This is a genomic window from Dickeya sp. MK7, from assembly GCF_000406305.1.
Lineage (GTDB): Bacteria > Pseudomonadota > Gammaproteobacteria > Enterobacterales > Enterobacteriaceae > Dickeya > Dickeya fangzhongdai.
Window position 1 is genome coordinate 2,054,945 of record NZ_CM001984.1, and the last position, 22,887, is coordinate 2,077,831.

The following is a 22,887-nucleotide window of genomic DNA, read 5'->3' on the forward strand; positions in this document are numbered from 1 at the left end:
CTGACGAGCGGCGTTTTGAATTTGTTTGGACGACATCAAAGGAAAAGAAAATCAGCTGTGCGAATCCTGCTTCAGCACCCGCCGCGCTTCGCGGTAACGGGGTTTCCAGTAGTTATCATCCATACTGGAAATGGTCACGCCAATGCTGGTGGACGCGTGGACGAACTGCTGGTTGCCGATGTAGATGCCCATGTGGCGGCCGGTAGAGCCGGCATGGAACACAACCAAGTCACCCGGGCGCAGCTTATTGCGCTGGATTTGAACACCAATGTCCTGCTGTTCATAGCTGGAACGCGGCAAATCCATACCGAATTGTTCACGGAAGGTTCGCTGAACGAAACCGGAGCAATCAATGCCTTTCCGGCTGTCGCCGCCGAGGCGATAGCGCACGCCTTTCCAACTGGCGTATTGTTCAAGCAACTTGGATTTGACTTCCACGTTGCGAACCATCGCTTCGAATTCATCCTGAGAGGCTTGTAGTGAAGGGTCACCACCGTTAACCACACGCCTATCAGTTTGATTATTAATGCTGGCAGTATTGTTGGTACAGGCGGAAAGCATCACCGCTACCGCCACGGCAGGCAGCGCCCGCCAGATATATCTCAGAGTCGGTTGAGATTTGACCATTGTTGTTATGTTCCCTTGATGTCCTTAACGATTCAATCGCTATCGCTGTGTTTATGAACGATGTATCTATGCCAAACAAAACGAGTGTCAGACTAAAGCACTACTTTTAATGGGACAATTATCCGTCAATCAAATTGTGCAATGCCGCACATTATTATTGGTGTGGCAACAGTTGTTTAACTGGCCGGATGTCTGCCCATAAATCACGGACCTCGGTGACCATACCTTAACGAATATTAGATTGCGAGTTTTTTTGTTTCTTTTGTTTATACGATTTCGTGATGAAATCTTTTACGCCAGCCCTATAAAAAACTGCGGCGGGAGAGCGGAACGAGAAAACGTGCGCAAAATAACCAAAAAAATTGAATGGACGGGCAGGGGTGACCGCTGCGAGGAGAGCGATCGTTTGCTGCGGTCACCACCAGTCAGGCTGGCTGACTGAGCGATTTTTTGCCGGGTAGCAGGCGGTCAATGCGGCTAATCAAGGCGTCGCAGGCTGGGGTCAGCAACCACCAGCTTAGTCCCACCAGCACCACCGACAGCGACCCGACGGCGACATCGGTAAACCAATGTGCGCCGATCATGATACGCGGCGTGGCGAACACCAGCAGAATCAGCATGCTGACGGCAAAGGCGGCACGGCCAAAGTAGCGCAGCATAAATACGGCGAAGATCATCAGCATCATACCGTGATCGCCGGGGAAACTGTCGCTGGACGCATCTTTGGTGGGAATGCCGGTCAGCTCGCCCACCCGGTTGATGCCGCTGAAAAAGAGCGTCGGGCTACTGTGCTGCACCGGTATCAGATGCCCCAGCTGATTGAGCACCACCGCGGTCACCAGCATGACCAGGCCGATAAGCAGCATCTGACGGCGCGCGTCATGGGAGCGACGCAGATAATAGAACAGATAAAGCAGTCCCATCGCCAGCAGCGCGCAGGCATCAAAGGCGCGATTGTTGGTAATCGCCACTAAATGGAGAAACGCGCTGGATGTAGCCAGGCGCTGGTTGAAATAGAAAAACAGCGATGTGTCTATCTCGAACCAGAACCCGTGCTGTGCTGGTAAATACCAGGAGAAGAACAGAGCAAAACCCAGAAGATTGAAGAATAAAATAAGTAGTGTATTACGCTTTGACATACATCCTGACTCACTGTCAAATTTGTCCAGGCGTGTAACTTACACCGCTTACATTAAACGGGAATTTAACAACTGCTTTTGCAACGTGTTCCATTCCGCTTCAGATTCATTAATGATTTCGATGCGGCTGTCCGGCGGCGCAGCTGATTGTGTTTCAATGCGCAGGTCGAATCCCTGCCGGTTAACCACCAGCGTGCCCTCCGGGATACGCATCACACCTTTAACGCGGCTTACCGGTGCCAGACGCACCCAGTCAAGCAGACTGGCGGTGTTGAACTGGGTGTCGCCATCGAAAATCCAGCCGCAGGCATAATAACCCTGGCCCTGATTCAAGGCTCGACGCCAGCTTTCCCGGCCGGTCAGTTTCAGTGCGGCCAACCCGGTTTTGGCGGCGGCGTGATGATGGTGGCGGGCATCCGGCAGCGCATTGTGGTTTTCCCGCGGCAGGTCCAGCACTGCGGTATCCAACTGCCCCTGGGCTACCGTGATCAGGCGACGATCCTGCCCCTGTTGCTGATACCACGCCATCAGCGCGTCACGGTCGCTGTCCTGCCAGGTGTCTTCCTTATTAGCGACAATTACGTCCGCGGCGGCCAACTGGTCGCGGAAGTTTTCATTTTCCAGGCAACGGCTGTCGCCGAGTTGACGCGCATCCAGCAGACACAGCGTAGCCTGCAACTGGAGCCACGGTTGGTAGGCTTCTGTGGTCAGCAAGTTCAGAATCTGTTTTGGATGACCGAGACCGGTGGGTTCGATCAGCAAGCGATGAGGCTTTTTCTGCAGCAACATATTGAGCCCCACCTGCATCGGCAAGCCATTCACACAGCACATGCAACCGCCGGGGATCTCTTTGAGCAGAGCGCCGGTATCGCTCAGCAATGCGCCGTCGATACCGATTTCGCCGAACTCATTGACCAGCACCGCCCAGACTTCGTCTTCGGGTTTGCGGGACAGCAGGTGCCTGATAGTGGTGGTTTTGCCGCTGCCGAGAAAACCGGTGATCAGGTTTACTTTCGTCAACACAGGAGCCTCCTTGAGTCTGCAGGGAAACGTCTGGCGTAGCTCGCCAGACGCGGGTATTCATCGGCGGCGGTTAGTCCGCGCGACCCATGTAGCGACGCTCGGCGATATGAATACGGATTTTTTCGCCGGCGCTCAGGTATTCCGGCACCTGAATTACCAGACCGGTGGTCAGCGTGGCCGGTTTGTTGCGGGCGCTGGCGGACGCGCCTTTGATGCCCGGTGCGGTTTCCACGATTTCCAGATCGACCGTCTGCGGCAGTTCCAGCGCCAGCAGTTGACCGTCCATGGTTAATACCTGAATACCCGGCATGCCGCCTTCAGGAATAAACAGCAGTTCATCTTCGATCTGCTCTTTCTTGAAGGTATACGGGGTATAGTCTTCCTCGTCCATAAAGATGTATTCATCGCCATCAATATAAGAGAAGGTAACGGAACGGCGGGTCAGGGTGATGGTGTCCAGGATGTCATCGCCCTTGAAGCGTTCTTCCACTTTCAGACCGGTGCGGACATCGGAGAAACGCATTTTGTACAGCGTACTGGCGCCGCGGGCGCTGGGGCTCTGAATATCGATATCTTTTACCAGCAGCAGCTTACCGTTGTAATTAACGGCCATGCCGCGTTTGATTTCATTCGCTCTTGCCATGAAACATACCTTAAATAAAGAAGAGAAATTTTTGTGGCGACACGTTACCCGTCAGGATGGGTTCAGGCAAGCGGGATTTGCGGCAGCCGGATGCCAAACAAACCGGCGGGAAATATTGGCCTTGCGACTGGCGGCCTGTTAGGCTCTGCGGCCTGAAAGAGTAACGGGAATCCCCGGAGGTTATGCTGATGGAATGTCGTCCTGATTGCGGCGCCTGCTGTACCGCGCCTTCTATCTCCAGCCCGATTCCCGGCATGCCGCAGGGAAAACCGGCCAATACGCCCTGCATCCATCTGGATGAACGCATGCGCTGCGGCCTGTTCCATTCAGCGTTGCGCCCGGCGGTGTGCCGCGGCCTGCAACCGAGCCGCGACATGTGCCGAAATCACCGCGATGAAGCGATGCTGTACCTGATTCAACTGGAAGAGGCCACCGCGCCCTGACGGGATCAGGCGTCGCGGATGCGCCACATGCAGACGGCGGCGCCGGCCAGCATGACGATGGCGATGACAAAGCCCGCATGGTAACTCCAGACTTCGGCCACGATGCCCGCCAGCGAACCGGAGATGATCCAGCCTACCCGGGTGGTGTTGGTGAACAGCGTCGTGGCGGCGCCCGCCTGACCCGGCATCAGATCCTGAAAATACAGCATCCCCATCCCGGCCAGAATGCCGATGAAAATCGCGTTCAGCAGTTGCAGCGCCAGCAAGGCCCACGACCCGTTCAGCAGCGTCAGCCCGACATAAAAAATCAGCCCGGCGATCACCGCCAGCCGCATCAGCAGGCGCTTGCCTAACCGGCTGGTCAGGTAGCCGGCCAGTAGCATCACCGGAATTTCCAGCCCGGCGGCGGTGCCCATCATGACCCCGGCCAGCTTTTCGGGTAACTGCAATTCATTGACCAGATACAACGGCATATTGATCAGATAGATGCCGTTGCAGGTCCACATCAGCGTACAGGCGGTAAACAGCAACAGCGTGTCGCGTCGGTTCTGGCGGGGCGACTCCAGCGTCGCGGCGGATTTAACCCGGGTTTTGGGCATTGACGGTAACAGCAGCCACACCAGCAGCCCGCACAGTACGAATACCACCGCAGCCGTCAGATACATCGCCGGGAAGCCGAAGCCCAGCGCCAGCGCGAAGGCGACCGGCGGCCCGATCACCCAGGACAGCGAAATCTGCGCCCGCATCACCGAACTGAACATGGCGGCGCCGCGACCGGTGCGGTCGGCGTGTTCCCGCGCCAGCGCAAACAGTTGCGGGTTGGCGGTAGAACCGAAACTCGACAGCAGTACGCCGATAAACAGCAGAACAAAATAGTTGCGGTTCCAGGCATACAGCAGGCAAGACAGCGCGCCCAACAGGCAGCACTGCAATATCAGCGTCTTGCGGTCGCCCTGACGATCGGAATAGGTCGCCAGAATCTGGCTGACGACAATGCCGATCACCGCGCTGCCGGTATAAAACAGCCCGACCATGAACGGGCGCGCCTGTACTTCCGTTGACAAAAACAGGCTGAGCGTGGGGAGCTGCAGCGCACCGGCAATCCCGGTCAGAAAAGCAATTACCAGAAACGCCGAAGACGTCAGGTCGGGCAGGCGTCGGGCCGCGCGGGCAGAAGAAATTGTCATGCTGAATTCAGGTTAAAAAAGAAGCAGGGAGGAAACTGAACGCGCTATCTTACGCTGATGGAATAGAAACGAAAGTCCGTTTCAGTTTTTTTTCTTCAGCACCAATTCAGCACCGGTGTGTCAAAGTGTTACAAATTTTGGTGTTTCGTGGTGAAAATGTGCGTGACCTCTAAGATCTGTCATTTTATCTATGCAGAATGCTTGCATACATATAGTGAAAAACGCAGAATTTTTGAAACGTTTCAGCGAGGTTTTGCTGAAACTACCCTGAGAGAGTCAGCAAATTATTTCTCATAAAGGCTGAAACGATTCAAGTTCAGCGAGAGAGGAGCGTTATGTTTCAGTTGTCACAGCACGACATTCATTTAGGTGCTTCCGCCGGCAGTAAAGAGGAGGCCATCCGTCAGGTGGCTGCCGCACTGACCGAAGCCGGTTGCGTGAGCGAGGGCTATGTCGCGGGGATGCTTCAGCGCGAGCAGCAGACCTCTACCTATCTCGGCAGCGGTATTGCCATTCCGCATGGCACCACCGATACGCGCGATCTGGTGCAGAAAACCGGTGTTCAGGTGTTCCAGTTCCCGCAGGGGATCGCGTGGGGCGAAGACCAGACCGCGTATGTGGTGCTGGGGATCGCCGCCCGTTCCGATGAACATCTGGCGCTGCTGCGTCAGCTGACCCATGTGCTGAGCGATGATCGCGTCGCGGCCCGTCTGGCCAGCACCACGTCAGCCGACGAACTGCGCGGGTTGCTGATGGGCGAACAACTGGCGGGCGCGTTCCGTTTTGATACCTCGCTGATTAGCCTGAATGTGGCGACCGACAACCTGATGACGCTGCAGGCGCTGAACGCCGGCCGTCTGCAACAGATTGGCGCGGTCGACGCCAGCTTTGTCAGCCATGTGGTCGGCAACAAGCCGGTACATCTGGGGCAGGGCGTCTGGTTGAGCGACAGCCTGAACGGCAATCTGGTGAGCGCGCTGGCGGTGAGCCGCCCGGCGGAGCCTTTCGCGGTGGATGGCGAAAACGTGGCGCTGCTGCTGACGGTCTCGGCGGCTGATGAGCAGGTGTTCGCGTCGCTGGATTATCTCAGCAAGCTGCTGATCGCCGGCAAGGCCGATCGTCTGCTGTCCGCTGACGAAGCCACGCTGCTGGCGCTGCTGACCAGCGAAGAAGAGGAAGAAGAAGAGAGCAACGCGCTGGCGGCGGAATTTACCGTCCGCAACGAGCACGGTCTGCATGCCCGTCCGGGCGCGATGCTGGTTAACGTCATCAAGCAGTTCTCCAGCGAGATCACCGTGACGAACCTCGACGGCACTGGCAAACCGGCCAACGGCCGCAGCCTGATGAAAGTGGTGGCGCTGGGCGTTAAGAGCGGTCACCGCCTGCGCTTTACCGCCAACGGCAGCGATGCTGAAGCGGCGCTGAAAGCCATCGGCGAAGCTATTCAGTCCGGTCTTGGGGAGGGCGCAGCATGAGCAGGCGCGTTGCCACCATCACCCTGAATCCCGCCTATGATTTAGTAGGCTACTGCCCGGAAATCGAACGTGGCGAAGTCAACCTGGTTCAGACCACCGGCCTGCATGCCGCGGGAAAAGGCATCAACGTCGCCAAGGTACTGAAAGATCTTGGGATTGACGTCACCGTGGGCGGCTTTCTGGGCAAAGACAATCAGGACGGTTTTCAGCAGCTGTTCAGCGAACTGGGCATCGCCAACCGTTTCCAGGTGGTATCGGGGCGGACTCGCATTAATGTCAAACTCACCGAGCAGAATGGCGATGTAACCGACCTGAATTTCTCCGGTTTCGAGGTAACCCAGCAGGACTGGCAGCGTTTCGTCAACGATTCGCTGAGCTGGCTGGGGCAGTTTGACATGGTCGCCGTTAGCGGCAGTCTGCCGAGCGGCGTTGACCCGGATGCGTTTACCGACTGGATGTCGCGCCTGCGTAGCCAGTGTCCGTGCATTATTTTTGACAGCAGCCGCGAAGCGCTGGTGGCAGGTCTGAAAGCCTCGCCGTGGCTGGTGAAACCCAATCGCCGGGAGCTGGAAATCTGGGCCGGACGTAAGTTGCCCACGCTGGCGGATGTGGTGGATGCGGCGCATGCGCTGCGTGAACAGGGTATTGCCCATGTCGTGATTTCGCTGGGAGCGGAAGGCGCGCTGTGGGTCAATGCGTCTGGTGCCTGGCGGGCGTTGCCGCCGGCCTGTGAAGTGATCAGTACGGTAGGTGCGGGTGACTCCATGGTGGGGGGATTGATTTATGGCTTATTGATGCGTGAGTCCAGTGAACACACGTTGCGCCTGGCAACCGCGGTGGCAGCATTGGCCGTCAGCCAGAGCAACGTAGGCATTAGCGATCGTCCGCAGCTGGCTGCGATGATGGCGCGTGTCGATCTCAAACCATTTAACTGACAGCAGGAGATAAACAATGAAAACGCTGCTGATACTTGATAAATCACTGGGGCTGGCGAAAAGCCGTCTGGTGAAAAATTTGCTCGGTGCTGCTGCCGCTAACGCAGGACTTACCCTCACTGAGCAGTTTGCCGACGCGGAGCTGGCCATCGTGTTGGGCGCTCCCGTACAGGCAGACAGTGGTCTGAATGGCAAAAAAGTGTTTGCCGGGGATAGTGAACTGGCGTTGAGTCAACCGGCGGCGTTTCTGGAACAAGCCAAAGCGCAAGCGCAGACGTATCAGGCGCCTGCTGCCGCTGTTGCAACTGCTCCGGCTACCGCTAAGCGCATCGTGGCGGTGACCGCCTGCCCGACCGGGGTGGCGCACACCTTTATGGCGGCGGAAGCGATTGAAAGCGAAGCGAAAAAACGCGGCTGGTGGGTGAAAGTGGAAACCCGCGGTTCCGTGGGCGCCGGCAACCCGATCAGTCCGGAAGAAGTGGAGCAGGCGGATCTGGTGATCGTGGCGGCGGACATCGAAGTTGACCTCAGCAAATTCGCTGGCAAAAAGATGTATCGCACCTCCACCGGTCTGGCGCTGAAGAAGACGGCGCAGGAGTTTGACAAGGCGCTGTCCGAAGCGACGGTGTTCCAGCCGTCCGCCCAAAACAGTGCGGCGGCTGGCGGCGAGTCCGCCAAGAAAGGCGGCGCAGGTCCGTACCGTCACCTGCTGACCGGCGTGTCCTACATGCTGCCGATGGTGGTGGCCGGCGGTCTGTGTATCGCCCTGTCGTTCGTGTTCGGTATTACGGCGTTCAAGGAAGAGGGGACGCTGGCTGCCGCGCTGATGAAGATCGGCGGCGGGTCGGCTTTTGCTCTGATGGTGCCGGTATTGGCCGGTTATATCGCGTTCTCGATTGCTGACCGTCCGGGTCTGACGCCGGGTCTGGTCGGCGGTATGCTGGCCGTTAGCACCGGCGCGGGTTTCCTCGGCGGTATCATCGCCGGCTTCCTGGCCGGTTATCTGGCGCGCGCCATCAGTAACCATGTGACGCTGCCGCAGAGTATGTCGGCGCTGAAACCGATCCTGATTATTCCGCTGGTCGCTACGCTGATCACCGGTTTGATCATGATCTACGTGGTGGGTACGCCGGTAGCGAAAATCCTGACCGGTCTGACCGGCTGGCTGCAGTCTATGGGCACCGCCAACGCGGTTATCCTGGGCGCGATTCTGGGCGGCATGATGTGTACCGACATGGGTGGCCCGGTAAACAAGGTGGCCTACGTGTTCGGCACGACGCTGCTGAGTAGCCAGGTGTATGCGCCGATGGCCGCCGTCATGGCTGCCGGTATGGTGCCGCCGCTGGCGATGGGTCTGGCGACCTTCATTGCCGGCAAGAAATTCACCGCCAGCGAACGTGAAGGCGGCAAGGCGGCGGTGGTGCTGGGGCTGTGCTTCATCTCCGAAGGGGCCATTCCTTACGCTGCCCGCGACCCGATGCGTGTGCTGCCGTGCTGTATCCTGGGCGGCGCGCTGACCGGCGCGATCTCCATGGCGATTGGCGCTAAACTGATGGCGCCGCACGGCGGTCTGTTCGTGCTGCTGATTCCGGGTGCGATTACACCGGTACTGGGTTACCTGTTCTCCATCATTGCCGGTACGGTAGTGGCTGGCGTGCTGTACGCCGTGCTGAAACGTCCGGAAGAGCAACTGGTCAAAGCCTGATCGTTGCTGACCTGATGACAAACGCCAGTCTTGCGACTGGCGTTTTTTTTACGTTTTTTCCGCCGAGTCGGGTAATAGCGCTATGATTTTGTATTGCTGTGAGGCAAGAGAAGGAGAACCGTATGCCGCGTCACCATGCCAGTCGTGGAATTTTGGTGTTGGAATCGCCCTGGGAGCTGGATGAGCACGATGCCAATCGTTCATCCGTGGTGCCGTTTATTGAAGGCATTGCCAAAGTCGCCGGTGATACCGAGGTGTATTACGCGAACTTCTACGATAAGAAGAGTTTTCGCACCGCATTGCATTGCCTGTGCAAGATCCCGTTCAAAAACATCATTATTTATGTCGCCGCGCACGGTCAGGGAAAAAAGCTTGGCGGTACGCATATCCGGGATGTTCTCGTACCGGTCGGTGAATTGTCCCATCATTTCAATATTACCGGGCTGCTACTCGGCGCCTGTTTCGTGGGCGCCCATACCGACCTGATGGAAACATTTACCAGCGGCAACTATCTGCGCTGGTGCGCCGGATATGCCTCAGAAACCGAATGGCTTACCGGCACGCTGATTGACTGCGCCATCATCAATCAGATGCTGTCGCTAAAAAAGAGTGCATTCGCCGATCGCGATACTATCGTCGAGAACCTGGCGCTGGCGATTTCGCCCTTCCACGATAAGTACGCAATTGGGCGGGATACGCACGGCAAGCCGATGCCGCTGCGCGATGCCTTTCAGTGTGTGGTGCAACCCAGCGGACAGGGGCATAAGCCGCGCACGGTATCGGACAAGATATTCCAGCGGGCGGGGCAACTGCGGCGGCAGGAAGTCGAATAGGTGGAATTCGAGCCGTTGGGCGGCCTAAAAACAGGCCGCGACGTGAGTGTTCAGGCGATGCCGACAGACGATTGCTGTGACTTCAGCCAGGCGATTTCCTGCGCCCAGATATCCGGGTTGATGGTTTCCAGAATCAGCGGAATGCCGTTAAAGCGTGGGTCGCGCATAATATAGCTGAACACGGTTTTACCGATGTTGCCTTCCCCCAGGCTATGGTGGCGGTCGACCCGGCTGTTGAATTCGCTTTTGGCGTCATTCAGGTGCATGCCGCGCAAATAGCGGAAACCGACTACGCGCTCCAGCTCGGCAAACGTGTGCTCGCAGTCGGCCTCGGTGCGCAGATCATAGCCGCCGGCAAAGGCGTGGCAGGTATCGATGCAGACGCCGACCCGGCTTTTGTCTTCCACCTGATCGATGATTTCCGCCAGATGTTCAAACCGAAACCCCAGGTTGCTGCCCTGACCGGCGGTGTTCTCGATCACCGCGGTCACGCCGGCGGTGGCGTCCAGCGCCAGATTAATAGACTGGGCGATGCGGCTCAGGCAGGTGCTTTCGTCGATCTGACGCAGGTGGCTGCCGGGATGGAAATTCAGCAGCGTCAGCCCCAGTTGCTGACAACGCGACATTTCGTCGATAAACGCCGTCTGGGACTTCTGCAAAGCGTCGTCGTCCGGGTGCCCCAGATTGATCAGGTAACTGTCGTGCGGCAGAATCTGGGCCGGGGCGAACTGATACTGCGCGCAGGCGGCCTGGAAACGCTCGATAACGTCCGCCGTCAACGCCGGGGCCTGCCACTGGCGCTGATTTTTGGTAAACAGCGCAAACGCGGTGGCGCCGATGTCATGGGCGCGGGCAACCGCCTGATCCACGCCGCCCGAGGCGCTGACGTGGGCTCCGACATATTTCATGTTTTTCTCCTTTTCATGCCCGCGCATTATGACATTACTGCTTAGCTGGCTGTAGCCTTGTTTCGTCCATGCCGTTTCGCTCAGGCGAAGAGATGCTGTACCGCCAGATTGATGGCCGCGCCGCCCGCCACCAGCCAGATAAACAGGACCGCCGCCAGCAGCAACGGTTTGATGCCGGCCTGTCGCAGCGTGCTCAGGCGCGTAGCCAGCCCCAGCGCCACCATCGCCATGGTCAACAGCGCATTATCCAGTTGCGTCAGCATGGCGACCCAGCCCGCCGGTAGCCAGTTCAGCGAATTAACCCCGCACATCAACACAAAACCCAGGGCGAACCACGGATAACCCGCGGTAGCGGGCGCGGCGGCCTGATGTGCGGGTTGGCGCTGTTTCAGCCACAGGCCGAGGAGAAACAGGAACGGCGCCAGCATCATCACACGCAGCATCTTGCCGATGACCGCCGTATTCTCGGTTTCCGGGCCAATGGCATGACCGGCGGCCACCACCTGCGCGACTTCATGCACCGTTGAGCCGAGGTAGAGTCCGAAAGTCTGCGGGGTAAATAACCAGCCGCTATACTGGATAAAATGTTGGTACAGCCACGGGTAAAAAAACATGGCGGTGGTGCCGAACAGCACCACGGTCGATACCGCCACCGCCACCTTGTCGGCGCTGCTTTTCAGCACCGGCGCGGTAGCCAGTACGGCGGCGGCGCCGCAAATGCTGCTGCCTGCGCCGATCAGCAATACGGTATGACGATCCAGCCGGAACCAGCGCTGTCCCAGCCAGCAGGCGAGCAGCAGGGTAGAGGTGAGCGTCAACAGGTCGATCACCAGACCGGCGGCGCCGATGGCGGTGATTTGCTGAAAGCTGAGTTTGAAGCCGTACAGGATGATGCCCCAGCGCAGCAGATGATGCCGGGACCACTGAACGCCGGCGTCGCACCAGGGTTGCAGATGCGCGTAGACGGTATTGCCCAGCACCATGCCAACCAGTATCGCCAGCGTCAGGGAACCTAGTCCCAATCCGGCTATCGTTGGCTGGCCGGATAACCATAACACGCCCCGCGTCAACAGGCCGGTCAGGATGACGCCGGTCAGCAGATGACCGGCGGCGGACAACGGGGAGAAGCGTTGTACCCTGGAAGAAAATGAAAACATAGTCATACCCACTCTGGATGATAGAGGTTGAGGGCACAGCCTATGATCAGCACACTTAAAATAGAAATTGATTATATATTTATAACCTATAGATATTTACGATAAGAGCCCCTATGCATATTACGTTACGTCAACTGGAAGTGTTTACCGAAGTCCTGAAAAGCGGTTCAACAACGCAGGCGTCGGTGGTGTTGTCGCTGTCACAGTCGGCCGTCAGCGCGGCGCTGGCCGATCTTGAAAGTCAGTTGGGGGTGCAACTGTTTGACCGCGTCGGTAAACGGCTGGTGGTCAATGAGCACGGTCGCCTGTTGTATCCCAAAGCGCTGGCGCTGCTGGAGCAGTCGGCTGAAATCGAGCAACTGTTCCGAAGCGATAACGGCGCGCTGCGCATTTATGCCAGCAGTACCATCGGCAATTATCTGATGCCGGCGATGATCGCCCGCTACCGTCAGGATTTTCCGGCCATTCCGCTGGAGCTGTACGTGGGCAATACGCTGGATGTGGTCAATGCCGTTTCCGAGTTCCGGGTCGATCTGGGGCTGATTGAAGGGCCGTGCCATCATCCCGATCTGATCACCCAGCCCTGGCGGGAAGATGAACTGGTGGTGTTTTGTGCTCCGGGTAATCCCCTGATTGATCGTGAGTTTACGTTGCAGATGCTGGCGGACGCTCCCTGGATCCTGCGTGAGCACGGTTCGGGAACGCGCGAAGTGCTGGACCACCTGCTGCTGGCGCGCCTGCCGCATTTCCGGCTGGTGATGGAGCTGGGCAACTCGGAGGCGATCAAGCACGCGGTGCGGCACGGTATCGGCATCAGCTGTCTGTCGCGCCATGTGATCGCCGATCAGCTTGATGCCGGCACGCTGGTGGAACTGCCGGTTCCTTTGCCGCCGCTAAACCGCACGTTGTATCTGGTGCATCACCGTCAGAAACATTTATCCGGCGTGCTGCAATGTTTTCTGGGGTACTGTCAGGGCGATGACGGTATCTAAACAGACTGGCAACACCGGTGTAACGAACCGGGCCTCAAGTCAGAGGGATTTCTTATGATGCCGGGTGAGTTATGAAGGTCTCTTATAATCCGCGCTGTGCGCTATTCAGCGGGTAGCGGATTGCCTACAATCCGCCCTCAAATTTTCAAGGGCATGGATTGTAATGGCTCAACATGACACTCACTCCGCCGAACAGCGGGGAACCACACTGCGCCGTGAGCTGAAAGCGCGGCATTTGACGATGATCGCCATTGGCGGTTCGATCGGCACCGGATTGTTTGTCGCCTCCGGCGCGACGGTGTCGCAGGCCGGCCCCGGCGGCGCGCTGCTGTCCTATGCGCTGATCGGCCTGATGGTCTATTTCCTGATGACCAGTCTTGGCGAGCTGGCGGCATTCATGCCGGTTTCCGGCTCGTTCTCCACCTATGGCGCGCGCTATGTGGAAGAAGGGTTTGGCTTCGCGCTGGGCTGGAACTACTGGTACAACTGGGCGGTAACCATCGCGGTCGACCTGGTGGCGGCGCAACTGGTGATGGGATACTGGTTCCCGTCGGTGCCCGGCTGGGTGTGGAGCGCGCTGTTCCTGTCGCTGATGTTTTTGCTGAACTACATCTCCGTCAAAGGGTTTGGCGAAGCGGAATACTGGTTCTCGCTGATTAAAGTCACCACGGTAATCCTGTTTATCGCGGTCGGGCTGATGATGATGATCGGCATTCTGCGCGGAGGCGAGCACGCGGGCTGGCATAACTGGCAGATTGGCGATGCGCCGTTCGCCGGCGGTTTTTCCGCCATGATCGGCGTGGCGATGATTGTCGGCTTCTCGTTCCAGGGTACGGAGCTGATTGGCGTGGCGGCGGGGGAATCAAAAGATCCGCAGACCAACATTCCGCGAGCGGTTCGTCAGGTGTTCTGGCGTATTCTGCTGTTCTATATTTTCGCTATTCTGATCATCAGTCTGCTGGTCCCTTACACCGACCCGAACCTGCTGCGCAATGATGTGAAAGACATCAGCGTCAGTCCATTCACGCTGGTGTTCGAGAACGCTGGCCTGCTGTCGGCGGCGGCGGTAATGAATGCGGTGATCCTGACCGCGGTGCTGTCGGCGGGTAATTCCGGCATGTACGCGTCCACCCGCATGCTGTTTACGCTGGCGCAGGAAGGCAAGGCGCCGGCCTGCTTCGGCAAACTGTCCAAAGGCGGGGTGCCGCGCAACGCGCTGTACGCCACCACGGTGGTGGCGGGCCTGTGCTTCCTGTCTTCCATGTTCGGCAACCAGACGGTATACCTGTGGCTGCTGAATACCTCCGGCATGACCGGGTTCATCGCCTGGCTGGGGATTGCCATCAGCCACTATCGTTTCCGTCGCGGCTACGTTATGCAGGGGCGCGATCTGAACGCGCTGCCGTACCGTTCCGGTTTCTTCCCGCTGGGCCCGATCTTTGCCTTCGTACTGTGCCTGATTATTACGCTGGGCCAGAACTATCAGGCGTTTCTGGCCGACAAGATCGACTGGTCCGCGGTGACGGCGACTTACATCGGTATTCCGCTGTTTCTGGTTATCTGGTTCGGCTACCGCTTGGTAAAAGGTTCGCGGGTGGTGAAATACAGCGAGATGACGTTTCCTGAGCATCGTTCCGAGGAAAATTAACTAACTGTTTCGTAAACAAAAAAGCCAGTCGGATTAGCGACTGGCTTTTTTTATGAGCGTTTGCTATGAACGCCTTTTATGAACGAGAAAGATGGAACTCAAATGCGGGAATGCACCAGCCGCACGTTGCGGTAAACGCTGAGCAGGGTGGCGAACAACGCCGCCAGCACCAGCGGCGCGCCGACATAACCGATTTTGTCCATCCCCAGATGCAGGCTGACCTGACTGCCCAGCAGCGCGCCGCCGCCGATGCCGAGGTTGAACAGCCCGGAGAAAATCGACATGGCGACATCGCTGGCGTCAGGCGCGAGCGACAGTACTTTGGCCTGCATTGCCAGCCCGATGGACATCATCGCCAGCCCCCACACCAGACACAGCAGCGTCAGGCCGAACGGATAACCGGACAGCGGCATCAGCAGCGTCAGACAGGCCAGCAGCAGCAACATGGCGGTCACCAGAAAGCCAATCGGGAAGCGCTCGCTGTAACGGCTATAGAGCATACTGCCCACGATCCCGGCGCAGCCGAACAACAGCAAAATCAGGGTAGTGAAGTTTTCCGGCAGACCGGCCACCGTCTGGATAAACGGTTCGATATAGCTGTAGGCGGTGAAATGCGCGGTGACCACCACCACGGTCAGCAGGTAGATGCCGACCAGCGCCGGGCGGCGGAACAGCTTCGGCACGCTGGACAGCGAGCCGGAATGCTCGCTTGGCAGCAACGGCAGCAAGCGCGCCAGCATGATCATGGCGACCGTGGCGCCGGCGGCAATGGTCAGGAAGGTTACGCGCCAGCCGAGATACTGACCAATCACCCTTCCTAGCGGTAGCCCCAGCACCATCGCCAGCGACGACCCGGTGGCGATCAGCCCCAGTGCCTGCGCGCGTTTGCCGGGAGGCGCCATGCGAATCGCCAGCGAGGCGGTAATCGACCAGAATACCGAGTGCGCCAGCGCCACCCCGGCGCGGGAAATGACCAGCACGGTAAAGTTCCAGGCCACGGCAGACAACAGATGGCTGACGATAAACAGGCTAAACAGGCCGATCAGCAATTTACGACGCTCAATACCGCTGGTCAGCAACATGCAGATCAGCGAAGCCACCGCCACAATCCAGGCATAAATAGTAATCATCAGACCGACATCTTCGGTTTTCATGGCAAAGGTATTGGCGATGTCGCTCAGCAGCCCCACTGGAATAAATTCCGTGGTGTTGAAGATGAACGCGGCCACAGCCAGCGTCACCACGCGTAACCAGGCGGTGGAGCGTGAGGGGGAAGCGGATGTCATAGTCAGGTTCCAGTCGGGTATTACAAATTGCGAACGGCCTATTGTAGTCAATCGTGGGTTAAAATGCGATTACGATCACATTTCAATCAGGGGACGCCGCGCCTGAATCGTGGCTCGGCGCGCTGCTTTCGACGGCCGTTTGGCGTCCGTGCCGATAGCAGGCATCGTTGCGAAGACCGCCTAATATTATTGTAGATAGAATTATGCCGCCAATAATTGACGTTCAAAATTATGCGACAGAATGAATATTATTATTTTGTTGTATTTGCTTATTTTAAATAAGCTACATAAAGAAATATTATTTGTTTTCTTTGGTGTTTGGCTATTGTGACGCAACGAAAATATTAATTATGAATATCCTTTGTATGCGAATATATGACGATTTTATTACGCTTTACATTTTCCAAATGAATGCCGGGGATTTTGCTTTTGGCAGGGATTTATAGCTTCTGAATAGCCGTCTTGTTATTTGTTTTGTGGGGTTTTTACTATTTATTATGCCTAACCATAGAAAAATAAACTGGTATGCCTAAGAATTACCCTGGTAATTGTTTTATTTTACAGAGTGGTAACATGCATAAGGTGGAATAGCTTTTTATAATGATGCATGAAATTGCGGTTGCAAAAGAAAAACAGGTGTGAGAACTTTATCACAAGCTTCGATGAGGGAACAGCAATGAGCGTATATATTAATGCGGTGGAAACCTATTTGCCTGGCCCGATTATTAGTAATCAGGAGTTAGGAAATAAAATCGGATTTAAACCTGAGTTAATTAAAAAGCTTTTCGGGAATACCGGTCGGCATTTTGCCGTTAATATGAATACCGGTAAACCTATCGCGTCGTCAGCGGAATTAATTACCATCGTAATCAAGAAACTCCTTTCCAGTTCCGGCATAAGTAAAGAACGCATCGATTTTATTATCGTAGCGTCCGCTACGCCTGATACGCTGTTGCCAAGTAGTGTAAATCAGGCGTGTCATGCCATGGGGTTTCGGCAGATAGAAACCTACCAGATTGTTTCGGGGTGTTCCGGCGCGGTACAGGCGCTCAAGCTGGCTCGCGAGCTGGTGGCGGCGCCGGACAATGGCCTGGACAACGGCCTGGTCATCGGGGTTGAGACAGCTTATAAATTCCTGGATATCTTTGATGAACATGCCGGTAAGAAAGAAACGAAGGAACTGGTGAATTATACGCTGTTTGGCGACGGCGTCGGTGGATGCCTGATCTCCAATCAGTCATCCGCATCCAGTATTGAGATTGAACATATTTCTTTTAAATATCTGGGTGTTGATGAAGTGGTTGGGCAATTGGCAAATTGGCGTGGCACCCGTAATGATATTGATTATGGCGCTTTGCTGAATGAAGAATATAAATTGATTGAAAAACTGGTGCCGGGTATTACCCAGGATACGATCAATGCATTAACGGATAAATTAGGCGGGCGTCCGGACTGGCTGCTGCCGCCGCAACTTTCCGGTTCGATGCTGGAGAAAATTTTATCCGATATCGGTTATACGGCAGATGAAGTATTCAGCCTGGTGGATGAAATCGGTAATACCGCTAATGCTGCGTTATTTTTTCAGATAAAAGAATTCAGCGATATCTCTCTTGCCAATGAATGCGCCATCGGTATTTCTGTTGAGTCATCGCGTTGGCTGGCGGGTGGTCTGATTCTGCGAAACAGGAAAGGCCTTTTATAGCATCATGTAAAAAGACCTTTTATCTATACCCGTCATACTTCAAGTTGCAGGCGCGTTGGCTTTATTACTCGGCCCATCCTTGGGCCTCGCCCCTGCGGGGCTGAGGTAAACCGCGTTCAACGCTGCTTCCGGCAGCGTTGTCGCTTACCCCAGTCACTTGACTTCAGTAAGCTCCTGGGGATTCGCTGCGTCGCCGCCTTCCCGCAATTCGAATTATTTAGGGTATCTATCCGAAATAATTCGAGTTGCAGGGCAACCGACAAGCGCGTAAGGATAAAGAGAATAAGGACATTTATGAAACAGGACAATGCATTAAGTCGGATCGCCGCCTCGAAAAAAATTGCATCGGAAGGAAAGCGCATCGTTAACATAGCCACTTTCAGCAATTTTAATCATAAAGCATTGAATGATCTGATTACGTTCAACCTGAATGACCTGGGCTGTTATCCATCCTTTTATGACGGTATTTACAGCGACTATTTTCCCCACGTTTTGGGTAATGCCGCCGATATCAAGACGTTCGGGGCGCAATTTCATTTTTATGTCCTTGATTCCTCCTTTATCGAAAACGACATTGGTTCGCTGCTGCCGGTGGACGATATCCGCGACAATATCCGGGAGCACAAAAGTCGGCTGGCGTATCTGCTGAATTTTTCCGCTGTCGGCTGCGATGCCCGCATTGTGCTGAACACCGTCCATATCGCTGAATCGCAGCTCAAACAGATTATCGCGCAGGATCAGCGGGCGGCGTTGAAGCAGCTGATCGGCGAGTTCAACGCGTATCTTTTGGCGCTGGGGCAGACGGAAGATCGCGTGACGGTGGTCGATCTGCAGGAGACCGGCGGGACAGTGGAGGATGCGGCCACCCGCCGAGCGGCGCAGTTACTCGGTCTGGGCGTGGGTCTGGATGCGCTGGACGTTATTGCGCGCGCCGGCGTCGCCGCTATCCGGCACACGCTGGGGAAAACGCTGAAATGCGTGGTCAGCGATCTGGATAACACGCTGTGGAAGGGCATTTTGGCGGACGACGGCGCCGACGGCATTCTGATGGCGGATAAACATATCGGCACGGGGCACCTGCGCTATCAGGAGTATCTGCGCCATCTGTACGATCAGGGCGTCATTCTGGCCATTTGCAGCAAAAACAATCTGGAGAATGTGGAAGAGGCGTTTAAACGCCGCGCCGACGAGATGCGCATTTCGCTGGACAAATTTTCCGTGGTCAGCGCCAACTGGCAGGGGAAAAGCGGCAACATCCTGAATATCGCCAATGAGTTGAACATCTCCCCGGAACACATGCTTTTTATTGACGACTCGGCGTTCGAATGCGCGGAAGTCAAGGCCCGTATTCCAGCCATCACCGTGCTGGAATTTTCCGGCGACGTGGCGGAGAACGTCGCCGCACTGATCGCCGCCGACTATTTCCTGCGTCCGACCATCAGCAGCGATGACCGCATGCGCAATCTGAGCTATGCGCAGAATAAACTTCGCACGGAGCTGCAAAAAGAATTTGCGGATGACCACGCCTTTCTGTCCAGCTTGGGCATGACGCTGACTATCCTGCCGGTGGAAACGTCCACGCTGGATCGCGTATCGCAACTGACGCTGCGCACTAACCAGTTCAATATGACGACGCAACGGATGACCACGCAGGACGTGGCCGGCTACCTCGCACGGGAAGGGCATCTGGCGGTTACGCTGGCATGCCGCGACCGAATCGGCGACTACGGCACCATCGGCGCGATATTTCTGCGTTTCGACGGCGATGGCTGCCACATCGATAACTTCATCATGAGCTGCCGTATCTTCGGGCGTCAGATCGAGTTCGCGGCGATGCGCTGGCTGTTCGGCTTGTGCCGGGCGCGAGGTGTCGACCGGATTACCGCCGCGTACGGTCCGACCGAAAAAATAAAAAATTCCAGCGTTTTTATCCGGATTGCGGGTTCGGCGAAACCGCAAGCAATGTGTTCACCGTTATCGACCCGGCGCCCGCGTTGCTGGCCGAGAACAGTAATACCGTCACTGTCAAAGAAGGGGAATGACCATGAAACTGGACGATTTTATCGGCTTTATCAACACCAAAACCGGCATGGCGCTGGCGACCGAGCAGGCGCAGGAAGATTTGACCAACCTTCCGGAGTGGGACTCGTTGACCTTCGTCTATCTGTTGATGGAAATCGAAAAACAGCAGAGCGTCAAAATCGATGTCGAGAAGGTATTGCAGTGCACCACGCTGAATGACATTTACAGGGTTGTGAGCCATGAAGTTACTGAAAGTTTCTAGGGAAAGGCGCCAGACGCTCTCTTTTCTGGCGATATCCAGGGGCATTCCGGCCATTACCGTCATGCGCGAGATAGATGTCTCGCGCATTGTGGCGGGCGGGCTGCAGCGCAGCATGACGGCGATTACCATCAAGGCGATCAGCGAGGCGCTGCGTCAGTTTCCGCAACTGAACGCGATGATCCGATTCGGCAGCGACAGCACGCTGATTTGCCCGGACAACATCAGTACCCGGGTGACGCTGGAAAAGGTGCTGAACGGCGTGTCCGGGGTGTATTCGCGGGTGATCAGCAATACGGATCGGCTGTCTGTCGCCGATATCGAACGGGCGCTGCAGCAGTTCAAGCAGGAGGACGCGGCTACCAGCGAGCATTACGAGAAAATTCGCCTTATTCAGCGATTGCCGCCGTTACTGGCCGGCCTGTTGCTGCGGCTGGCGATGCTGTCGCCGACGCGGCAGGCGGAAACCTGGGGCAGCTTCACCGTGACATCGCTGGGGAAAAACAGCCCCGACGCCTGTATCCCCATATCCGGTTCCACGTTCACGTTTACGCTGGGGTTGATTAACGAAAAGTTGTCGCGAAACTCGCATGACGTGGCGGTGTCGCACGTGGCGAATCTGTCGATGATTTTCGACCATCGCGTGCTGGACGGCCGGCTGGCGTCAGAGTTTCTGGCGCAGATAAAAAGCAACATGGAAGGTTTTGCACTGGAGTCATCATCATGATGCTTGATGAACTCAAGAATTTTGTGCTGCTGCACAGCAATGTGCTGAATGTCGGCGCGGAAACCCGCGCCATCCTGCCGGATATTCATCATCTGGGCGACGATTTGCCGCATAGCTGGAGCCAGGTGTTTTACCGTCAGGCGCAAGATTATGAAAATCAAGGTGAATTGCTCAAGGCGTGTTCGCTTTACAATCTGGCGCGTTTTCCCTATCCGGAAACACCGCTCCAGCATGAGAGCAACCGGCATTGTCAACGGTTGTTCCGCCGGCAGTATATCGAGAGCGGCACGGTGACGAGGGTCAGTCTGTCGCAGGGGCGGCAGGTGTGCTACGTCAGAAAAAAGAACACCGGCAACGTCGTCATTATTAATGGGGGCATTATCTCGCTGAAAGAGCAGTGGGTGCATCTGGTGGGTCTGTTCGAACGTTTCGACGTTACCGTGGTGTTGACGGAAATGCCGGGGGTGGGGGAAAACCAGTTGCCCTACAACGAACAATCCTTCCGCATGTACAGCGACGTGCTGGATTACCTCGCCCAGGATCGGTCCGACATCCGGTGCCATATTTTCGGCCTGAGTTTCAGCGGGTTTATCGCGTACAAGAACAGCCTGACCGACAGCCGCATCGTGGGCATCACTATGGCGGGCACGCCGCTGGATTCGCTGTACCACGATCGGGATGTCTATCGGCGGCTACCTTACGTTACACGGTTGGTCATCGGGCATAACGTGGGGAAAACGCATCCGGAACTGGATGACGACGACAAGGTATTTCGTTACCTCGATACCACGTTTGTGATGCGCCAGGAGGATATCAACCATGGCGTCAGACTGTATTACGTTCAGAGCCTGCGCGACGAAGTGATCCCGAACGTCGAAGCGGACACGATCCGCCGGTTGTCCCGGCAGCATCATATTCTGTCGCTGGATGACGTGCATGGGTCGCCCGGGTACGGCAAAACCGTGCGGGTTTATTTGCTATGGTCGTTGCTGGATTCGCTGCGCCTGTCGCGGGTTCTGGCCGGCGTCGCCAGGCTGGGATTTCGCATCCTGCGGCGTCTGAAGCGATAGGCGGTGTCTCGTCAGGATTCGTGTGCCGACCGCGGATCCTAAACGCGGCAATCGGCGCACAGAGCACCGCGTAGAAGCGGGTCGGTACACGGAGCCGGCAATGCCGGGCGCGGCGCGTCGGGGCGGTAATACCGGCCCCATTTTTTATGTGCCGCGCCGTCTCGTCGGTCAGCGTTTCTGGAAATAGGTCATCGCCAGCGCCAGCGCCAGCACCAGACCTTTGATGATATCCATGGCGTAGTAAGGCACGGACAGCATCACCAGCCCGTTTTGCAGCACGCCGAGGATCACCGCGCCGACCAGCGTTCCCAACGCATTGGGTTTGCCGGAACCGGCCAGCGAAAAACCGATATAGGCGGCGGCCACCGCGTCCATCAGGTACCCGCCGCCGGCGTTGACCTGCGAAGAGCCGATGCGGGACGCCAGCAGGATGCCGCCCAGCGCGGCCAGCAGCGACGAAAGCAGATAGGCCAGCACGCGGTAACGGGCAGTGCGAATACCGGCCAGCCGCGCGGCTTCCGGATTACCGCCAATCGCGTACATGCGGCGGCCGTGCTTGGTCAGCGACATATACAGTTGCACCAGCACCGTCACCACCAGCATGATCACCACAATCACCGGCACCTGTCCCAGCGTGGCGAACACCTCGGGGATCACGCCTTCCGCCATCTCGCCGCTCGGCAGCAGCATATTTTGGGTGATGGAGCCGCCGTAGCTGTAGGTCATGGCGACGCCCTGAATCACGAACAGGCTGGCCAGCGTCGCCAGCATGTCGGGAATCCGCAATATCACAATCAAAAACGCGTTGAACAGCCCCACCAGCAGACACAGCGTCAGCGTCAATACAATCGCGCCGGTGGTGCCAAAACCGTGCCAGACGAACAGCGAGACAACCAGCGCGTTCGCCAGCGAGGCGGTCGACCCGACCGATAGGTCGAAACCGCCGACCGACAACGAGATGGAAACGGCTATCGCGATCACCGTGACGATGGCGATGGAACGCAGGATATTGATGATGTTGTTCGGATCCAGAAAATTGTCCGACGCCAGCCCGAACAGGGCGATCAGCGCGACGACGGTAATCAGCATCCCCCATTTGTAGAACA

At 56.6% G+C, this 22,887-nt stretch carries 20 protein-coding genes and 1 pseudogene; 12 read left to right on the forward strand and 9 right to left on the reverse strand.

The genetic code is table 11. The features are described from left to right. Positions 1–51: 51 nt before the first annotated feature. The 4 genes from mepS to yeiP all read right to left on the reverse strand — a co-directional run bounded on the left by mepS (position 52) and on the right by yeiP (position 3,432). Entirely contained in the window at positions 52–627 is a 576-nt protein-coding gene (mepS, locus tag DXXMK7_RS08980) for a bifunctional murein DD-endopeptidase/murein LD-carboxypeptidase (RefSeq protein ID WP_038918798.1), read from the reverse strand. A gap of 425 nt (positions 628–1,052) precedes the next feature. Then, positions 1,053–1,766, reverse strand: a complete 714-nt coding sequence (locus DXXMK7_RS08985; RefSeq protein ID WP_038918799.1) for a phosphatase PAP2 family protein — start codon at positions 1,764–1,766, stop codon at positions 1,053–1,055. A gap of 48 nt (positions 1,767–1,814) precedes the next feature. Then, positions 1,815–2,789: a GTP-binding protein gene (locus tag DXXMK7_RS08990; RefSeq protein ID WP_038918800.1), complete on the reverse strand. Its 975-nt coding sequence runs from the start codon at positions 2,787–2,789 to the stop codon at positions 1,815–1,817. A gap of 70 nt (positions 2,790–2,859) precedes the next feature. Next, complete coding sequence (gene yeiP / locus DXXMK7_RS08995) at positions 2,860–3,432, reverse strand: elongation factor P-like protein YeiP (RefSeq protein WP_038659537.1); 573 nt, start codon at positions 3,430–3,432, stop codon at positions 2,860–2,862. Between the two features lie 188 nt (positions 3,433–3,620). On the opposite strand from yeiP, the gene DXXMK7_RS09000 reads away from it, so the two are divergent. Next, positions 3,621–3,875 (forward strand): YkgJ family cysteine cluster protein, encoded by a 255-nt coding sequence (locus tag DXXMK7_RS09000; protein WP_038920936.1) that lies wholly within the window; start codon positions 3,621–3,623, stop codon positions 3,873–3,875. Positions 3,876–3,880: 5 nt separating this feature from the next. Here the strand turns inward: DXXMK7_RS09000 and DXXMK7_RS09005 are convergent, their stop codons facing one another. Beyond that, a complete protein-coding gene (locus tag DXXMK7_RS09005) occupies positions 3,881–5,062 on the reverse strand; it encodes a sugar efflux transporter (protein WP_038659534.1) in 1,182 nt (393 codons plus the stop codon). Positions 5,063–5,397: 335 nt separating this feature from the next. Between DXXMK7_RS09005 and fruB the strand changes: the two genes are divergently transcribed. From fruB to DXXMK7_RS09025, 4 genes are all read left to right on the forward strand, one after another. Further along, a complete protein-coding gene (gene fruB, locus DXXMK7_RS09010) occupies positions 5,398–6,537 on the forward strand; it encodes a fused PTS fructose transporter subunit IIA/HPr protein (RefSeq protein ID WP_038918801.1) in 1,140 nt (379 codons plus the stop codon). Next, positions 6,534–7,472, forward strand: a complete 939-nt coding sequence (fruK, locus tag DXXMK7_RS09015; RefSeq protein ID WP_038918802.1) for a 1-phosphofructokinase — start codon at positions 6,534–6,536, stop codon at positions 7,470–7,472. Before fruB ends, fruK begins: the two co-directional genes overlap by 4 nt. 16 nt (positions 7,473–7,488) lie before the next feature. Beyond that, the gene (gene fruA, locus DXXMK7_RS09020) at positions 7,489–9,177 is read left to right on the forward strand and encodes a PTS fructose transporter subunit IIBC (RefSeq protein WP_038918804.1); all 1,689 of its coding nucleotides are present in this window, start codon (positions 7,489–7,491) and stop codon (positions 9,175–9,177) included. A 122-nt stretch (positions 9,178–9,299) separates the two neighbouring features. Continuing rightward, positions 9,300–10,010, forward strand: coding sequence for a hypothetical protein (locus DXXMK7_RS09025; RefSeq protein ID WP_038918805.1), 711 nt, complete (start codon positions 9,300–9,302; stop codon positions 10,008–10,010). Between the two features lie 50 nt (positions 10,011–10,060). On the opposite strand, the gene nfo is transcribed toward DXXMK7_RS09025, so the two are convergent. Both nfo and DXXMK7_RS09035 read right to left on the reverse strand, forming a co-directional pair. After that, the gene (nfo, locus tag DXXMK7_RS09030; protein WP_038918807.1) at positions 10,061–10,918 is read right to left on the reverse strand and encodes a deoxyribonuclease IV; all 858 of its coding nucleotides are present in this window, start codon (positions 10,916–10,918) and stop codon (positions 10,061–10,063) included. 80 nt (positions 10,919–10,998) lie between these two features. Then, positions 10,999–12,081 carry a YeiH family protein gene (locus tag DXXMK7_RS09035; RefSeq protein WP_038918808.1) on the reverse strand — a complete coding sequence of 361 codons (1,083 nt, stop codon included), beginning with the start codon at positions 12,079–12,081 and terminating at the stop codon, positions 10,999–11,001. Between the two features lie 107 nt (positions 12,082–12,188). Here DXXMK7_RS09035 and yieE point away from each other — a divergent pair, with 107 nt between their 5' ends. Together yieE and DXXMK7_RS09045 are read left to right on the forward strand one after the other, a co-directional pair. Next, a complete protein-coding gene (gene yieE, locus DXXMK7_RS09040) occupies positions 12,189–13,067 on the forward strand; it encodes a DNA-binding transcriptional regulator YeiE (protein WP_038918809.1) in 879 nt (292 codons plus the stop codon). 163 nt (positions 13,068–13,230) lie between these two features. Next, positions 13,231–14,715 carry an amino acid permease gene (locus DXXMK7_RS09045; protein WP_038918810.1) on the forward strand — a complete coding sequence of 495 codons (1,485 nt, stop codon included), beginning with the start codon at positions 13,231–13,233 and terminating at the stop codon, positions 14,713–14,715. A gap of 98 nt (positions 14,716–14,813) precedes the next feature. On the opposite strand, the gene DXXMK7_RS09050 is transcribed toward DXXMK7_RS09045, so the two are convergent. Beyond that, entirely contained in the window at positions 14,814–16,001 is a 1,188-nt protein-coding gene (locus tag DXXMK7_RS09050) for a sugar transporter (protein WP_038918812.1), read from the reverse strand. Positions 16,002–16,677: 676 nt separating this feature from the next. Here DXXMK7_RS09050 and DXXMK7_RS09055 point away from each other — a divergent pair. From DXXMK7_RS09055 to DXXMK7_RS09075, 5 genes and pseudogenes are all read left to right on the forward strand, one after another. Next, positions 16,678–17,703 (forward strand): 3-oxoacyl-ACP synthase, encoded by a 1,026-nt coding sequence (locus DXXMK7_RS09055; protein WP_038918813.1) that lies wholly within the window; start codon positions 16,678–16,680, stop codon positions 17,701–17,703. Positions 17,704–17,997: 294 nt separating this feature from the next. Then, positions 17,998–19,590 (forward strand): annotated as a pseudogene (locus tag DXXMK7_RS09060) (HAD-IIIC family phosphatase); the annotation flags it as partial. Between the two features lie 283 nt (positions 19,591–19,873). Further along, positions 19,874–19,987: a hypothetical protein gene (locus DXXMK7_RS23050; protein ID WP_238555985.1), complete on the forward strand. Its 114-nt coding sequence runs from the start codon at positions 19,874–19,876 to the stop codon at positions 19,985–19,987. After that, a complete protein-coding gene (locus DXXMK7_RS09070; RefSeq protein WP_038918814.1) occupies positions 19,965–20,711 on the forward strand; it encodes a 2-oxo acid dehydrogenase subunit E2 in 747 nt (248 codons plus the stop codon). The genes DXXMK7_RS23050 and DXXMK7_RS09070 overlap by 23 nt, the downstream gene beginning before the upstream one ends. After that, positions 20,708–21,781, forward strand: coding sequence for an alpha/beta hydrolase (locus DXXMK7_RS09075; RefSeq protein ID WP_038918815.1), 1,074 nt, complete (start codon positions 20,708–20,710; stop codon positions 21,779–21,781). Before DXXMK7_RS09070 ends, DXXMK7_RS09075 begins: the two co-directional genes overlap by 4 nt. Before the next feature lie 168 nt (positions 21,782–21,949). Here DXXMK7_RS09075 and DXXMK7_RS09080 read toward each other — a convergent pair whose 3' ends face one another. Continuing rightward, positions 21,950–22,870, reverse strand: a complete 921-nt coding sequence (locus DXXMK7_RS09080; RefSeq protein ID WP_231348873.1) for an ABC transporter permease — start codon at positions 22,868–22,870, stop codon at positions 21,950–21,952. Positions 22,871–22,887 lie beyond the last annotated feature (17 nt).